Source organism: Modestobacter sp. URMC 112 (assembly GCF_053502575.1).
This window is the reverse complement of sequence record NZ_CP199957.1, coordinates 4,411,847-4,425,066: the sequence shown is the minus strand read 5'-3', so window position 1 is coordinate 4,425,066 and position 13,220 is coordinate 4,411,847. Positions and strand designations below refer to the sequence as shown.

General features: G+C 75.4%; 11 protein-coding genes. 9 read left to right on the top strand and 2 right to left on the bottom strand.

Annotation, left to right across the window (positions count from 1 at the left end):
• Window positions 1–25 precede the first annotated feature (25 nt).
• Both ACWIX6_RS21055 and ACWIX6_RS21050 read right to left on the bottom strand, forming a co-directional pair.
• On the bottom strand, window positions 26–2,113 hold the full coding sequence (locus ACWIX6_RS21055; protein WP_448614391.1) for a CapA family protein: 2,088 nt from the start codon (window positions 2,111–2,113) through the stop codon (window positions 26–28).
• A gap of 178 nt (window positions 2,114–2,291) precedes the next feature.
• Window positions 2,292–2,786, bottom strand: a complete 495-nt coding sequence (locus ACWIX6_RS21050) for an inorganic diphosphatase (RefSeq protein WP_448614390.1) — start codon at window positions 2,784–2,786, stop codon at window positions 2,292–2,294.
• A 202-nt stretch (window positions 2,787–2,988) separates the two neighbouring features.
• On the opposite strand from ACWIX6_RS21050, the gene dacB reads away from it, so the two are divergent.
• The 9 genes from dacB (at window position 2,989) to folK (ending at window position 13,213) form a co-directional block, all read left to right on the top strand.
• Window positions 2,989–5,715 carry a D-alanyl-D-alanine carboxypeptidase/D-alanyl-D-alanine endopeptidase gene (gene dacB / locus ACWIX6_RS21045; protein ID WP_448614389.1) on the top strand — a complete coding sequence of 909 codons (2,727 nt, stop codon included), beginning with the start codon at window positions 2,989–2,991 and terminating at the stop codon, window positions 5,713–5,715.
• A 169-nt stretch (window positions 5,716–5,884) separates the two neighbouring features.
• The gene (locus ACWIX6_RS21040) at window positions 5,885–6,982 is read left to right on the top strand and encodes a zinc-dependent metalloprotease (RefSeq protein WP_448614388.1); all 1,098 of its coding nucleotides are present in this window, start codon (window positions 5,885–5,887) and stop codon (window positions 6,980–6,982) included.
• Between the two features lie 6 nt (window positions 6,983–6,988).
• Window positions 6,989–8,014 (top strand): tRNA lysidine(34) synthetase TilS, encoded by a 1,026-nt coding sequence (gene tilS / locus ACWIX6_RS21035; protein WP_448614387.1) that lies wholly within the window; start codon window positions 6,989–6,991, stop codon window positions 8,012–8,014.
• Window positions 8,011–8,607, top strand: a complete 597-nt coding sequence (gene hpt, locus ACWIX6_RS21030; RefSeq protein WP_448614386.1) for a hypoxanthine phosphoribosyltransferase — start codon at window positions 8,011–8,013, stop codon at window positions 8,605–8,607. The genes tilS and hpt overlap by 4 nt, the downstream gene beginning before the upstream one ends.
• A gap of 180 nt (window positions 8,608–8,787) precedes the next feature.
• The gene (gene ftsH, locus ACWIX6_RS21025) at window positions 8,788–10,785 is read left to right on the top strand and encodes an ATP-dependent zinc metalloprotease FtsH (RefSeq protein WP_448614385.1); all 1,998 of its coding nucleotides are present in this window, start codon (window positions 8,788–8,790) and stop codon (window positions 10,783–10,785) included.
• Window positions 10,782–11,390, top strand: coding sequence for a GTP cyclohydrolase I FolE (folE, locus tag ACWIX6_RS21020; protein ID WP_448614384.1), 609 nt, complete (start codon window positions 10,782–10,784; stop codon window positions 11,388–11,390). Before ftsH ends, folE begins: the two co-directional genes overlap by 4 nt.
• A complete protein-coding gene (folP, locus tag ACWIX6_RS21015) occupies window positions 11,387–12,280 on the top strand; it encodes a dihydropteroate synthase (RefSeq protein ID WP_448614383.1) in 894 nt (297 codons plus the stop codon). Before folE ends, folP begins: the two co-directional genes overlap by 4 nt.
• Entirely contained in the window at window positions 12,273–12,713 is a 441-nt protein-coding gene (folB, locus tag ACWIX6_RS21010) for a dihydroneopterin aldolase (protein ID WP_448614382.1), read from the top strand. The genes folP and folB overlap by 8 nt, the downstream gene beginning before the upstream one ends.
• On the top strand, window positions 12,710–13,213 hold the full coding sequence (folK, locus tag ACWIX6_RS21005; RefSeq protein WP_448614381.1) for a 2-amino-4-hydroxy-6-hydroxymethyldihydropteridine diphosphokinase: 504 nt from the start codon (window positions 12,710–12,712) through the stop codon (window positions 13,211–13,213). The genes folB and folK overlap by 4 nt, the downstream gene beginning before the upstream one ends.
• Window positions 13,214–13,220: the final 7 nt, after the last annotated feature.

The window sequence follows — 13,220 nt, the reverse complement described above, 5'->3', positions numbered from 1 at the left end:
GGCGTGACGCTGAGTCGCCACTGGTTCAACCTCCGAAGTGGCCGGTCAGCGGTTCGCCCCCGGACCCGGCGTCGTCGGTGAACGACACCGTGGCGTCCTCGCGGGCTTCCAGGACGTCGAAGCGGCGGCCGTACTCGCCCAGGCCCGCCCAGGCCACGAGCCGCACGTCGTCGACCGCCACGTGGGCACCGAACTGCACGTCGCCCGGGGGTGGGAGGCGCAGCATCGGCTGGACGGCGACGATCCCCTCGGGCACGGTCGCGTCGATCCGGACCAGCCGGCAGGAGCCGTTGCCGTACTCGCCGGCGGGTATCGGGACGCTGACGGCAGATGTGCTCTCCCCGCGGGTGTCGCCGTACCAACGGAGTTCGAGCGCCGCACCGGCCGAGGCGTCCCGGACGTCGGCGAGCAACGACAGCTCGGTGCCTGGCGTGACCAGTTGCCGGTGCGCAGGCGTGGCCACGACGTCCAGCCGACTCACCGGACTCCGGGTCAGTTCCACCCCGGCGGTGCCGTTGCAGGCTGCCGTCGAGGTGACCGTGGCCGTCGGGCTGAGCGACCAGCCGTGCGCACCCCGGGTCCCCGGATCGGTGTCCATGTCCTCGAAGGACCCGGTCCACAGCAGGTCCTCCCCCACCCGGACCCGCGCGCGTCCCGCCGCCGTCCCCGGGTCCTCCAGCCACCAACCGGGCGCGAGGCGGGCAACGGTGCCTGCTCCCACGTCCCGCCGGACGGTGTCCGCCGACGGCGGATCGCCCGAGGTGAAGACCGCCCCGGGCGGCTGGAGCAGCCCGTGGGGCCCGGAGGTCAGGCCGGTCGCCCGGCGGGCTGCCGCATCGGCGAGGCGACCCACCGTGGGCCGGGGGACGTAGCCCTCGATGAAGAGCGGGTCGACGGTCGCCATGACCGGCCGGCCGGCGCGCACGTCGACCCGGAGCAGGTAGCTCAGGAACGTCGGCCACACCGTCTGGTCGAACAGCAGGTTGCCCATGGACTCGGCGACGACGGCCCCGCCGTCGATGCTCACGCCCCCGACCACGTGGGGGTGGCCGTTGACGACGACGGTCGCACCGGCCGCGGTCGCGACGGCGGACAACCGGCGCACGAGTTCGGTCTGCCGGACCTCGTACTCCTCGCCGCCGTGGATCATGACGACGACCGTGTCGGCCGCGGTGCGAGCCCTCCGGACCTCGTCCTCCAGCCGCTCGGCGCTGCACTGCGCAGCGCCGCCCTGGGCGGCCCCGGCGACGTACGGGATGGCGTGTTCCGTGCCGGTGATCGTGGTGCACCCGAGGAAGGCCAGCCGCTGCCCCTTGCGCTCGAGGACGGCCGGGGCCCAGGCCTCGTCGACCGTCCTGCCGGCGCCGAACCGGGGCAGGCCGGCGTCGTCGAGGGCCGTCAGCGTGGCGTCCAGCCCCCGAGCCAGGGCGTCGAAGACATGGTTGTTGCCGAGTGAGACGACGTCGACGCCGCTGTCCTGCAACGCCTGGACCGAAGCCGGCGAGCTGGCGAAGACGAACTCCTTCGTGGGGTGGAAGTCCGCCGGCCTCGGCCGGGTCGGGTCCACCCAGGGGTCGTCGGCCAGAGGCGTCTCCAGGTTGACCACGGTCAGGTCCGCCTCCTCGAGGAGCGGGCGGACCTGCTCGAGCAGTGCCGCGTGCTCGGCACTCGAGGCCCCCTCCCGGAGCAGTCCGTCGCTCCGGTCCCCGTCGTCGTCGGCGTCGTAGAACCGGCGGCCGAACATGACGTCGCCGCCGAAGCGGACCGACACGGTCGCCCCCGGGTCGGAGGTCAGCCGGAACTCGGTCGGCGTGCCGGGTTCCACCGCCTGTGTCCGGGGGAGGTGCCCGTCCGCGGTGGCCGTGATCAGGGAGGGCCCGTCCAGGAGTGGTGCACGGCCACGACCGTCCGCGTCCGTGGTCATCGAGACACCGGTGCTGAGACGGACCTCCGTCCGTGACAGCGGTCGACCGTCCTCGTCGAGGACCCGGGCGACCAGTTCGTGCGTCGAGGCCCGGGAGCCGGTGACCTCACCGCTCCTCGTGCTCAGCACCGCGGTGGCGGCCGACACGATCAGCAGGATCGCCGAGACAACGACCCACCGTAGCTTCATCGAGCTCCCCCAACACCGCCGACCACATCCTGCACGGTGGTGCACCGGTTGGCGTGCGGCGGCTTCTACCCGTCACCCGCCCGTGAATCGTCATCGTCGTCCGCCGCGGCGTGGCCGGCGGCGACCGTGCTCGCTCTCCGAGCCAGAGCCGGCAACGGGACCGTTGGACCCCGGGGGGTCAGTGCTCGGGGGGCATCTCCATGGCCCGCTTGCGGGAGGCCTCGATCTCGGCCTCGGCGGCCGCGCGGTCGACCCAGTCGGCGCCCTCGACGCTCTTACCGGGCTCGAGGTCCTTGTAGGTCTCGAAGAAGTGCTGGATCTCCAGCCGGTCGAACTCCGACACGTCGTGGATGTCCCGGAGGTGGGCCATCCGCGGGTCGGTCGCCGGGACGGTGAGGACCTTGTCGTCCCCGCCCTTCTCGTCTGTCATCCGGAACATGCCGATCGCCCGGCAGGTGATCAGGCACCCGGGGAAGGTCGGCTCCTCCAGCAGGACGAGGGCGTCGAGGGGGTCACCGTCCATCCCGAGCGTCTCCTCGATGTACCCGTAGTCGGCCGGGTACCGGGTCGAGGTGAACAGCATCCGGTCGAGCCGGATGCGCCCGGTGGCGTGATCCAGCTCGTACTTGTTCCGCTGGCCCTTGGGGATCTCTACCGTCACGTCGAACTGCACCCGGACAGTGTGGCGTACGGTGCGTCCGGACGCGTCATCGGAGGTCACCCTGGGGGGTGAGCGGCATCTCCCGCGGGGCAGGCGACAGGCACGGCGACCGGCTCGCCCGCCGGCCGGCGACCCCGCCGCAGCGCTCCCGCCCGACGCGCCGGTGCCCCCGCCGCTGCCCGGTCCCGCGCCGCTCCCGCACCACGATGAGCCGATGAGCCCGCACGACGAGCACGAGGACGACGCCGTCCCCGCCGAGGCGGCGGCTCCCCCGGCAGAGGACGCGCCGCCGCCCGCGGACGACGTGGCGGCGGCCGGCACCCCGGTGCCCGGGCCCGCTGAGCCGCCGGTCGCCGAGGACGTCCCTCCTGCCGCCGAGGGCGTGGACCCGGCCCCCGCCGCCGCCGACGAGGCCCCGGGGGACGTGCCGGCAGCCGTCGACGAGGGCGACAGGGACGCCTCCGCGGAGGACACGGTCCCCGGCGCGGACGGGTCGCCGGCACCGGCCGAGCCCGTCGCCGGGCCGTCGGGACCAGTCGAGCCGGTCGAGCAGGTCTCCGGGGACGACGAGGGCGCCGCCCAGGCGCCGGAGGACGCGGTCCCCACCGGGCCGGACGCGGCGCCCGGCCCGGTCACGGGCGCGGACGCCGCGCAGGAGTCGGCCGAGCCCGAGCCCGCGCCCTCCGCTGAGCCGGAGGTGGCGGCGGAGTTGGCGGCGGAGGCGGGGCCGCCGGCCGCGGCCGAGGTGCCCGACACGGCGCCGGAGCAGCCGGTGGAGGACCCCGCGCCGGCAGAGCCGGCAGGGGACCTGGCAACGGCGGAGCCCGTGGACGCGGTCCCGCTGGTGGACGCGGTCCAGGCGGTGGAGCCGGTGGACCAGGCGCCGGCCGTGGAGCCGGTGGTCGTGGTCCCGGCGGCGGAGCCTTTGGACGCCGTCCCGGCAGCGGAGCCTTTGGACGCGGTCCCGGCGGTGGAGCCGGTGGTCGTGGTCCCGGTGGTGGAGCCGGTGGTCGTGGTCTCGGCGGTGGAGCCGGTGGACCAGGCCCCGGCGGCGGAGCCGGTGGACGAGGTCCCGGCAGCGGCGGAACCGGCGCCGTGGGAGGACGCACAGCCGGTGGAGCCGGCCCCGTCGGCCGACTCGCTCTCGGGGGAGCCGGCCCCATGGGCGGTGGCGGCGACGCCGGTGGCGGAGCCCGGAGCCGGGGACGTCGTGCCGCCGGCGGACCCCGCCCCGGAGGACCGGACGGCGACCGGAGCGGCCGCACCGGACACCTGGTCACCGCCGGCCGAGCCGGCGTGGCCGGGCCTGGAGACCCCGCCCCCTCCGGTGACGCCGACCCCGGCTCCTCCCCGCCGTCCGCGTCCGGGCCCGGCTGCTCCCGTGGACCGGCCCGGCGAGGGTGCTTCCGGTACCGCGGCTCCCCGGCGCGCACCCGCCCCGCGTCCGTCCCCGCGTCCCCGGCCGGCAGCGCCGGTCGCCCCTGCCCGGTCAGCCGCCCGCCCGTCGCCGTCGCCGTCGGGTCAGGCTCCCCGGAGGCCGCCCCGCGGTGCCTCCGCGGCGGTCCCGGCGCGGCGCCGTCGGGTCTGGCCGGTGCTGCTCGCCGCCGTGCTGGCGGTCGCACTGCTGGCCGCCGGCGCTCTCTGGTTCCTCGAACGGCGCGCGGACCCGGGTGGGGCCGCCACCGCCGAGCAGGTCCCCGACGCGGTGCTGCCGGAACTGGCCGCACCCGCCCCCGCGTTGGCCGAGCTGTCCGCCGACGCCCCGGTTCCGAGCCCCGCCGTCCTCGACGCCGTGCTGAGCCCGCTGCTCGCGGCACCGGCCCTGGGCACCGGGCTGTCGGCGCAGGTGGTCGACGTCGCCACCGGCGACGTGCTGTTCGACCGGGCCTCGGCCGACCCGGGCACCCCGGCGTCGACCGCGAAGCTGCTGACCGCCCTCGCGGCGCTGACCACGCTGGACCCGGAGAGCACCCTCACCACCCGGGTGGTCAGTGGGAGCGCGCCGGGTGAGGTGGTGCTCGTCGGCGGCGGCGACCCGACGCTGTCCACCACCGACCCGTCGGTGGCCTATCCCGGCGCGGCGACCGTGGCCGAGCTCGCCGCGCAGGTGCAGGCGCAGGTGGGCGGCACCGCGGTCAGCCGGGTCGTGGTCGACGGGTCGCTGTTCAGCGGGCCGCTCACCGCTCCGGGCTGGGGCCCGGACGACGCGCCCTCCAGCTACGCCGCCCCGGTCACCGCCATCGCCGTCGACGGCGCCCGGGTCGACCCGCGCGGCACCCAGCGCAGCGGCCAGCCCGGGACCGACGCCGGGACGGCGCTGGCCGCCGCCCTCGGTGTCCCCACGGCCGAGGTGGTCCTCGGCACCGCACCGGCCGCGGCCCGCGAGCTGGGCAGCGTGGAGTCCGCGTCGGTCCAGCGGCTGGTCGAGGAGTCGCTCACCCAGTCGGACAACCTGCTGGCCGAGTCGCTGGCCCGGCACGTCGCACTCGCCCGCGGGCTGCCGGCCACCTTCGCCGGCAGCGCGCAGGCCGTGTCCGAGGCCGTCGCCGAGACCGGGGTGGACACCACCGGGCTGTCGCTGGTCGACGCCAGCGGGCTGTCCGAGCAGGACCGGGCGCCGGCCCGGCTGCTGGCGGACGTCGTCCGGGCCGTGTCCGACGGGACCATCCCGGAGGCGGCGGGGCTGCTGGCCGGGCTCCCGGTGGCCGGGTACACCGGGACGCTGGCCGAGCGGACCGCCGACGGCGCGGGCCCGGGCTCCGTGCGGGCCAAGACCGGCACGCTGCTCGCGGTGCACGACCTGGCCGGCACCGTGGTCACCGCCGACGGCCGGCTGCTCGCCTTCGCCGTCCTGGCCGACGCCACCGCGAGCAGCCCGGTGGCCAGCGAGACGGCGCTCGACGTCGTCGCGGCCGCCCTGGCCGCCTGCGGCTGCAGATGAAGGCCCCGTCCCGAGGCTCGCCCGAGCTCGCGAGGGATGACAAGGCCGGGGTCCTTCCTCTGCCCCCCACGCCTCGCACGCTCGGCGCGGGCCCCCGCAGCAGGGCCGGGCAGCTCGCGAGCGGTGGGGAGGACGGGGTCCTCCCGCTTTCCACGCGTACGGTGAGGCGATGGGTCGCCCCTCTTCTCTCGTCGACTGGGACCTCGCCGGCCGCACCGCGCGGCGGCTGACGGGCCCCGGGCCGTCCACCTCCCGCGCGGAGGCGCAGGCCGTGGTCGAGGAGCTGCACCGCTCGGCCGCCACGGCCGTCGCGCACGTGGAGGCCCTCACCGGCCTGCACCCGGTGGCCGGCGGCCCGGTGCCGATCGTCGCGGTGGTCGACCGGCCCGGCTGGGTCGACGCCAACACCGCGGGGATGTCCGCCCTGCTGGACCCGCTGACCGACGTGCTGGCCGAGGCCCAGGGCGGCAAGCGGCCGGGCCCGCTGGCGACTGCGGTCGGCTCCCGGGTCACCGGCGCCCAGGCCGGCGGGGTGCTGGCGTTCCTGTGCTCGCGGGTGCTCGGCCAGTACGAGGTGTTCGGCTCCGGCGGGCGGCTGCTGCTGGTCGCCCCGAACATCGTGGAGACCGAGCGCCGTCTCGGCGTCGACCCCAGCGACTTCCGGCTCTGGGTGTGCCTGCACGAGGTCACCCACCAGCTCCAGTTCACCGCCGTCCCCTGGCTGCGCGAGTACCTGGAGGAGCAGGTCACCGCCTTCGCCCGGGCGACCGACCTGAACCCCGACGTGCTGCGCGAGCGCCTGCAGGACGTCGTCCGCAGCCTGGCCGACGCCGTCCGCGGCGCGGAGGCCGACGACGACACCCCCCAGGGGCTGATGGCGCTGATCCAGGACCCGGAGCAGCGCGCCGTCCTGGACCGGGTGACCGCGGTGATGAGCCTGGTCGAGGGGCACGCCGAGTACGTCATGGACGGCGTGGGCCCGGACGTCGTCCCCTCCGTCCGCACCCTGCGCAAGCGGTTCGCGCAGCGGCGCAAGGGCCGGGGCCCGATCGACCGCGTGATGCGCCGCCTGCTCGGGCTCGAGCAGAAGATGCAGCAGTACGCCGACGGGCGGGTCTTCGTCGCCGGGGTGGTTGAGCTGGTCGGCATGGACGGCTTCAACGCGGTCTGGGCCGGGCCGCAGAACCTCCCGTACAAGGAGGAGCTCACCGAGCCGGCCCGCTGGATCGAACGCGTGCTGGGCAGCCGCCCGGCCATCCCCGCCTGAGCCGCGGTGGCCGGCCCGCCGCAGGCGGTCGCCACCGTCCGCAGCGCCGTCCGGCCCGGCCTGCGCGCGCGCCCGGAGCCGGTGTTGGTCGCCTGCAGCGGGGGAGCGGACTCGGTGGCGCTGGCCGCGGCGCTGGCCTTCGAGGCCCGCGCGGCCGGCGTCCGCGTGGGCGGCGCGACCGTCGACCACGGCCTGCAGGCGGGCTCGGGGGAGCGCGCGGCCGGCACCGCCGACCTGCTGCGCACCCTGGGCCTGGACCCGGTGCTCACCCTCCCCGTCACCGTGGGCCGGGACGGCGGCCCGGAGGGTGCCGCCCGCACCGCCCGGTACGCGGCGCTCGCCGGGGCGGCGCGGGAGCACGGCGCCCGGATCGCGCTGGGGCACACTCTCGACGACCAGGCCGAGACCGTGCTGCTGGGGCTGGGCCGGGGGTCCGGCCCCCGCTCCGTGGCCGGGATGGTCGCCGAGCGGGACGGCGCGGGCGCCACCTGGTGGCGCCCCCTGCTGGGGGTCCGCCGGGCCACCACCCGGCAGGCCTGCGCCGACCAGGGCCTCCCCGTCTGGGACGACCCCTGGAACGACGACCCGGCCTACACCCGGGTCCGGCTGCGCACCAAGGTGCTGCCGGTGCTGGAGGAGGTGCTCGGCGGGGGCGTGGCGCCGGCGCTGGCCCGCACCGCCGCGCTGCTGCGTGAGGACCTGGACACCCTCGACACCCTCGCCGACGCGGAACTGGCCCGGTGGTCCGTGGGCGGGGAGCTGCCGGCCGACCCGGTGGCCGAACTCCCGGACGCCCTGCGCCGGCGGGTGCTGCGCGGCTGGCTCACCGCGGCCGGCATCGCCGACCTGCAGGGGGTGCACCTGCGGGAGGTCGACGCCCTGCTGACCCGCTGGCGGGGTCAAGGGCCGGTGGACCTACCCGGCGGTGCGGGGGTGGTCCGGGCGTCTGGCAGGCTGCTTCTGCGGCCGCCCGGACCGACCCTCCGGCGTCCCGCTGCCGCAGCCGAACGCCCCGAGGAGACCCACCCGTGAGCGAGCCCGCCGTCCCGACCCCCGGCACCGGGTCCCTCGGCCCCGACCACGGCTACGGTCCGGACATCGACCACGTGCTGCTGTCCGAGGACGAGATCCAGCACAAGATCGGCGAACTGGCCGCGACCATCGCCGACGACTACGCCGGCCGCGAGGTGCTGCTCGTCGGCGTGCTCAAGGGCGCGGTGCTGTTCATGTCCGACTTCGCCCGGGCGCTGCAGCTGCCGACCCAGATGGAGTTCATGGCGGTCTCCTCCTACGGGTCCTCCACCAGCTCCTCAGGGGTGGTGCGCATCCTCAAGGACCTCGACCGGGACATCACCGGCCGGCACGTCCTGGTGCTCGAGGACATCATCGACTCGGGCCTGACGCTGTCCTGGCTGCTGAAGAACCTGGGCAGCCGGGGTCCGGCGTCCCTCGAGGTGTGCGCGCTGCTCCGCAAGCCCGACGCGATCAAGGTCGAGGTCCCGGTGCGCTACGTCGGCTTCGACATCCCCAACGAGTTCGTCGTCGGCTACGGCCTGGACTACGCCGAGCGGTACCGGGACCTGCCCTACATCGGGACGCTCAAGCCCGAGGTCTACTCCGCCTGAGTCATCCGCCCGGGTTGGGCAACGCGCAGGACGGCGGGTCCTGACAGGTCGCCGGTGTACCTTTCTCCTCAACGACGTCGCCCCCCGCGGCGGGGTGCCCACCGGGTCGCGCGGCGTCCCCGACGATCAGGAGGGTCGACGGGCGACCGGGTGAGAGTCCCGGAGGCCCGGCATCGGTGTATGGAGCGTAAGAAGATCGTCCGCTCGGTCTGGTTCTGGGTCGCCATCGTCGTCGTGCTGATGTTCGTGGCGTCCAGCTTCTTCCGGGGCAACGGCGAGTACGACGAGGTCCCCACGTCCACGGCGCTGGCCCAGTTCGCCGACGGCAACGTCGACCGGGTCACGATCAACGACAAGGAACAGACGCTCGACCTCGACCTCCGGTCCCCGGTGGACGGCAGCACCCAGGTGACGGCCTCCTACCCCCTGGGGGCCTCCGAGCAGGTGTTCGACCTGGTCCGCGGCGAGGGTGACGGCGACAGCGTCGCCTTCGACACCAACGTCACCCAGGACAACCTCCTGGTCAGCGTGCTGGTCAGCTTCCTCCCGTTCGTGATCCTGCTGCTCCTGCTGTTCTGGCTGTTCAACTCCATGCAGGGCGGCGGCCGCGGCGTGATGGCCTTCGGCAAGTCCAAGGCCAAGGTCGTCAGCAAGGACACCCCGAAGACGACGTTCGCCGACGTGGCCGGTGCCGACGAGGCGATCGAGGAACTGCACGAGATCAAGGACTTCCTGCAGAACCCGGTCAAGTACCAGGCGATCGGCGCCAAGATCCCCAAGGGCGTGCTGCTGTTCGGCCCGCCCGGGACCGGCAAGACGCTGCTGGCCCGCGCCGTCGCCGGCGAGGCCGGGGTGCCCTTCTACTCGATCTCCGGCTCGGACTTCGTCGAGATGTTCGTCGGCGTGGGCGCCAGCCGGGTGCGCGACCTGTTCGAGCAGGCCAAGAACAACGCCCCGGCGATCATCTTCATCGACGAGATCGACGCCGTCGGCCGGCACCGTGGCGCCGGCATGGGCGGCGGCCACGACGAACGCGAGCAGACGCTGAACCAGATGCTCGTCGAGATGGACGGCTTCGACGTCCGCGGCGGCGTCATCATGATCGCCGCCACCAACCGGCCGGACATCCTGGACCCGGCGCTGCTGCGCCCGGGCCGCTTCGACCGGCAGATCGCCGTCGACCGCCCCGACCTCGAGGGCCGCAAGGCGGTGCTGCAGGTGCACGCCACCGGCAAGCCGCTGGCCCCCGACGTCGACCTGGGCACCGTCGCCCGGCGCACCCCCGGCTTCACCGGTGCGGACCTGGCCAACGTGCTCAACGAGGCGGCGCTGCTCACCGCCCGGCACGGCGGCACGGTGATCACCGACGCGAACCTCGAGGAGGCGATCGACCGGGTCGTCGCCGGCCCGGAGCGCAAGACGCGGGCGATGAGCGACAAGGAGAAGAAGGTCACCGCCTACCACGAGGGCGGGCACGCGCTGGTCGCGCACGCGCTGCCCAACCTGGACCCGGTGCACAAGGTGACGATCCTGCCGCGCGGCCGCTCGCTGGGGCACACGCTGGTGCTGCCGACCGAGGACAAGTACACCCAGACCCGCTCGGAGATGATCGACACCCTGGCCTACGCGCTGGGTGGCCGGGCCGCCGAGGAGCTGGTGTTCCACGAGCCGACCACCGGCGCCGGCAACGACATCGAGAAGGCCACGAGCATGGCCCGCGCGATGGTCACCCAGTACGGGATGAGCGCCAAGCTGGGCGCGGTCAAGTACGGCAGCACCGACTCCGAGCCCTTCCTGGGCCGGGACATGGGCTCCCGGCCGGACTACTCCGAGGCCGTCGCCGCCGACATCGACGGCGAGGTGCGCGCCCTCATCGAGGCCGCCCACGACGAGGCCTGGGAGATCCTGGTCGAGTACCGGGCGGTCCTGGACGCGCTCGTCCTCGAGCTGATCGAGAAGGAGACGCTGTCCAAGGACGACATCGCGCGGATCGCCGCCGGTGTCGGGAAGCGGCCCTCGCTGGCGCCCTACAACGGCTTCGGCAAGCGCACGCCGTCCGACCGGCCGCCGGTGCTCACCCCGGCCGAGCAGGCCGCGGGGGACGGCCACAGCAACGGGCACGTGCGGGGCGGGGCGACCGCGGTCGGCGACGTCGGCGCCCCCGCACCGGGCCGGTGACCGCGGCGGACGACGCCCGTCCCGCCGCTCGCGTCCAGGCCGTCGACACCGCCCGCGCCGCGGCGGCGGTGCGGGAGCTGCTGCTCGCGGTCGGGGAGGACCCGGACCGTCCCGGTCTCGTGGACACCCCGGCGCGGGTGGCCCGGGCCTACGCCGAGACCTTCGCCGGGCTGCAGCAGGACCCGCTGGAGGTGCTGGCCACCTCGTTCGAGGAGGACCACGACGAGCTGGTGCTGGTCCGCGACATCCCGCTGTACTCCACCTGCGAGCACCACCTGGTGCCCTTCCACGGGACGGCCCACGTCGGGTACGTCCCCGGTGCCGACGGCCGGGTGACGGGCCTGTCGAAGCTGGCCCGGCTGGTCGACGTCTACGCCCGCCGGCCGCAGGTGCAGGAGCGGATGACCCGCCAGATCGCCGACGCGCTGATGGAGGGGCTCAAGCCGCAGGGCGCCATCGTGGTGATCGAGGCCGAGCACCTGTGCATGGCCATGCGCGGGATCCGCAAGCCGGGCTCCCGGACGGTCACCTCCGCGGTGCGCGGGGTGTTCCGGGACCACGCGCCGACCCGCGCCGAGGCGATGAGCCTCATCCTGGGCCGGTGAGCGCCGGCCTGGGCACCCGTCCGGCGGCGCTCGCCCGGCCGGGGCGCTGTGTGGTGATGGGCGTCCTGAACGTCACGCCCGACTCCTTCTCCGACGGCGGCTGCTTCGCCGACACCGCGTCCGCGGTGGCGCACGGGCTGGCCCTGCACGCCGCCGGCGCCGACTACGTCGACGTCGGCGGGGAGTCCACCCGCCCCGGTGCCGACCGCGTGGACACCGACGAGGAGTGCCGCCGCGTCGTCCCGGTGGTAGCCGAGCTGGTCGCCGCCGGGGTGCGGGTCAGCGTGGACACCACCCGCGCCGAGGTCGCGGCCGCGGCGCTGCGGGCGGGCGCCCAGCTGGTCAACGACGTCAGCGGCGGTCTCGCCGACGCCGGCATGGCCCGGCTGGTCGCCGACGCCGGCGTGCCCTGGGTGCTCATGCACTGGCGGGGCCACAGCCGGGAGATGTACGCCGCGGCACGCTACGGCGACGTGGTCACCGAGGTGTCCGCCGAGCTGACCGCCCGGGTGGAGGACGTGGTCGCGGCGGGCGTCGCCCCCGAGCAGCTGGTGCTCGACCCGGGGCTGGGTTTTGCCAAGCGCGCCGAGCACAACTGGGCACTGCTGGCCGGGCTGGACCGGCTGGTGGGCCTGGGCCTGCCGGTGCTGGTGGGCGCCTCCCGCAAGTCCTTCCTCGGCCGGCTGCTGGCCGGGGCGGACGGCGCGGCCCGCCCCGCCGAGCTCCGGGACGCCGCGACCCTGGCCACCACGGTGCTGGCGGCGGAGGCAGGTGCCTGGGGGGTGCGGGTGCACGACGCCGGCGCCTCTGCCGACGCCGTGCGCACCGTCGCCGCGGTGGGTGCCGCACGCGGCGCCGGTCCGGCGGGGCACGGGAGCGGCCGTGCTTGACCGGATCACCATCCACGGCCTCACTGGCCACGGCCACCACGGTGTGTACGACGTCGAGCGCGAGCGGGGGCAGACCTTCCGGGTGGACGCCGTCCTCGAGCTGGACACCGCGCCGGCCGCCGCCCGGGACGACCTGGCCCTGACCGTGAACTACGCCGAGCTCTCGCAGCGGCTGCACGCGCTGGTCACCGGTGAGCCGGTCGACCTGATCGAGACCCTCGCCCAGCGGCTCGCCGACGTGTGCCTGGGCTATGAGCTCGTGCAGGCCGTGGAGATCACCGTGCACAAGCCGGACGCCGACCTCGGCGTGCCCGCCGCCGACGTCACGGTCGCCATCCGGCGCGAAAGGACCCAGCTCCCCCCACCCCTCGCACGCTCGCCGCGGGCCCCTGAGCTGGGCCGAGAAGCAGAATCGAACAGGTCCCCTCGGTGAGCCGGGCGGTGCTGTCCCTCGGCAGCAACCTCGGTGACCGGGTGGGGCACGTCCGCCGGGCGCTGGTGTCGCTCAGGGAGCACGGGCTGGTCGCCCGCTCGATGCTGTACGAGACCCCGCCCTGGGGGCCGGTCGAGCAGCCCCCGTTCCTGAACGCGGTCGCCGTCGTGCGCGCCGACCGGGACGCCGCCGGCTGGCTGGCGCTGGCCCACGAGCTCGAGCAGGCCGCCGGCCGGACCCGCGAGGTCCGGTTCGGCCCGCGGACCCTCGACGTCGACGTCATCACCGTCACCGCGGACGACGGCACCCCGGTGCTGTCCCAGGACCCCGGCCTCACCCTGCCGCACCCCCGGGCGGCGGAGCGGGCCTTCGTGCTGGTCCCGTGGCTGACCCTGGACCCCGGCGCGGTGCTGCCCGGGCACGGGCGGGTCGCCGACCTGGTCCGGGCGCTGCCCGCCGCGGACGTGGCCGGCGTCGTCCGGTGGGAACAGCTGGCGTGAGGGCGGA

Coding starts and splice junctions, on each gene's coding strand:
- ACWIX6_RS21055 (WP_448614391.1), bottom strand. CDS start 2,113: ATGAAGCTACGGTGGGTCGTTGTCTCGGCGATCCTGCTGATCGTGTCG.
- ftsH (WP_448614385.1), top strand. CDS start 8,788: ATGGAGCGTAAGAAGATCGTCCGCTCGGTCTGGTTCTGGGTCGCCATC.
- dacB (WP_448614389.1), top strand. CDS start 2,989: ATGAGCCCGCACGACGAGCACGAGGACGACGCCGTCCCCGCCGAGGCG.
- ACWIX6_RS21040 (WP_448614388.1), top strand. CDS start 5,885: ATGGGTCGCCCCTCTTCTCTCGTCGACTGGGACCTCGCCGGCCGCACC.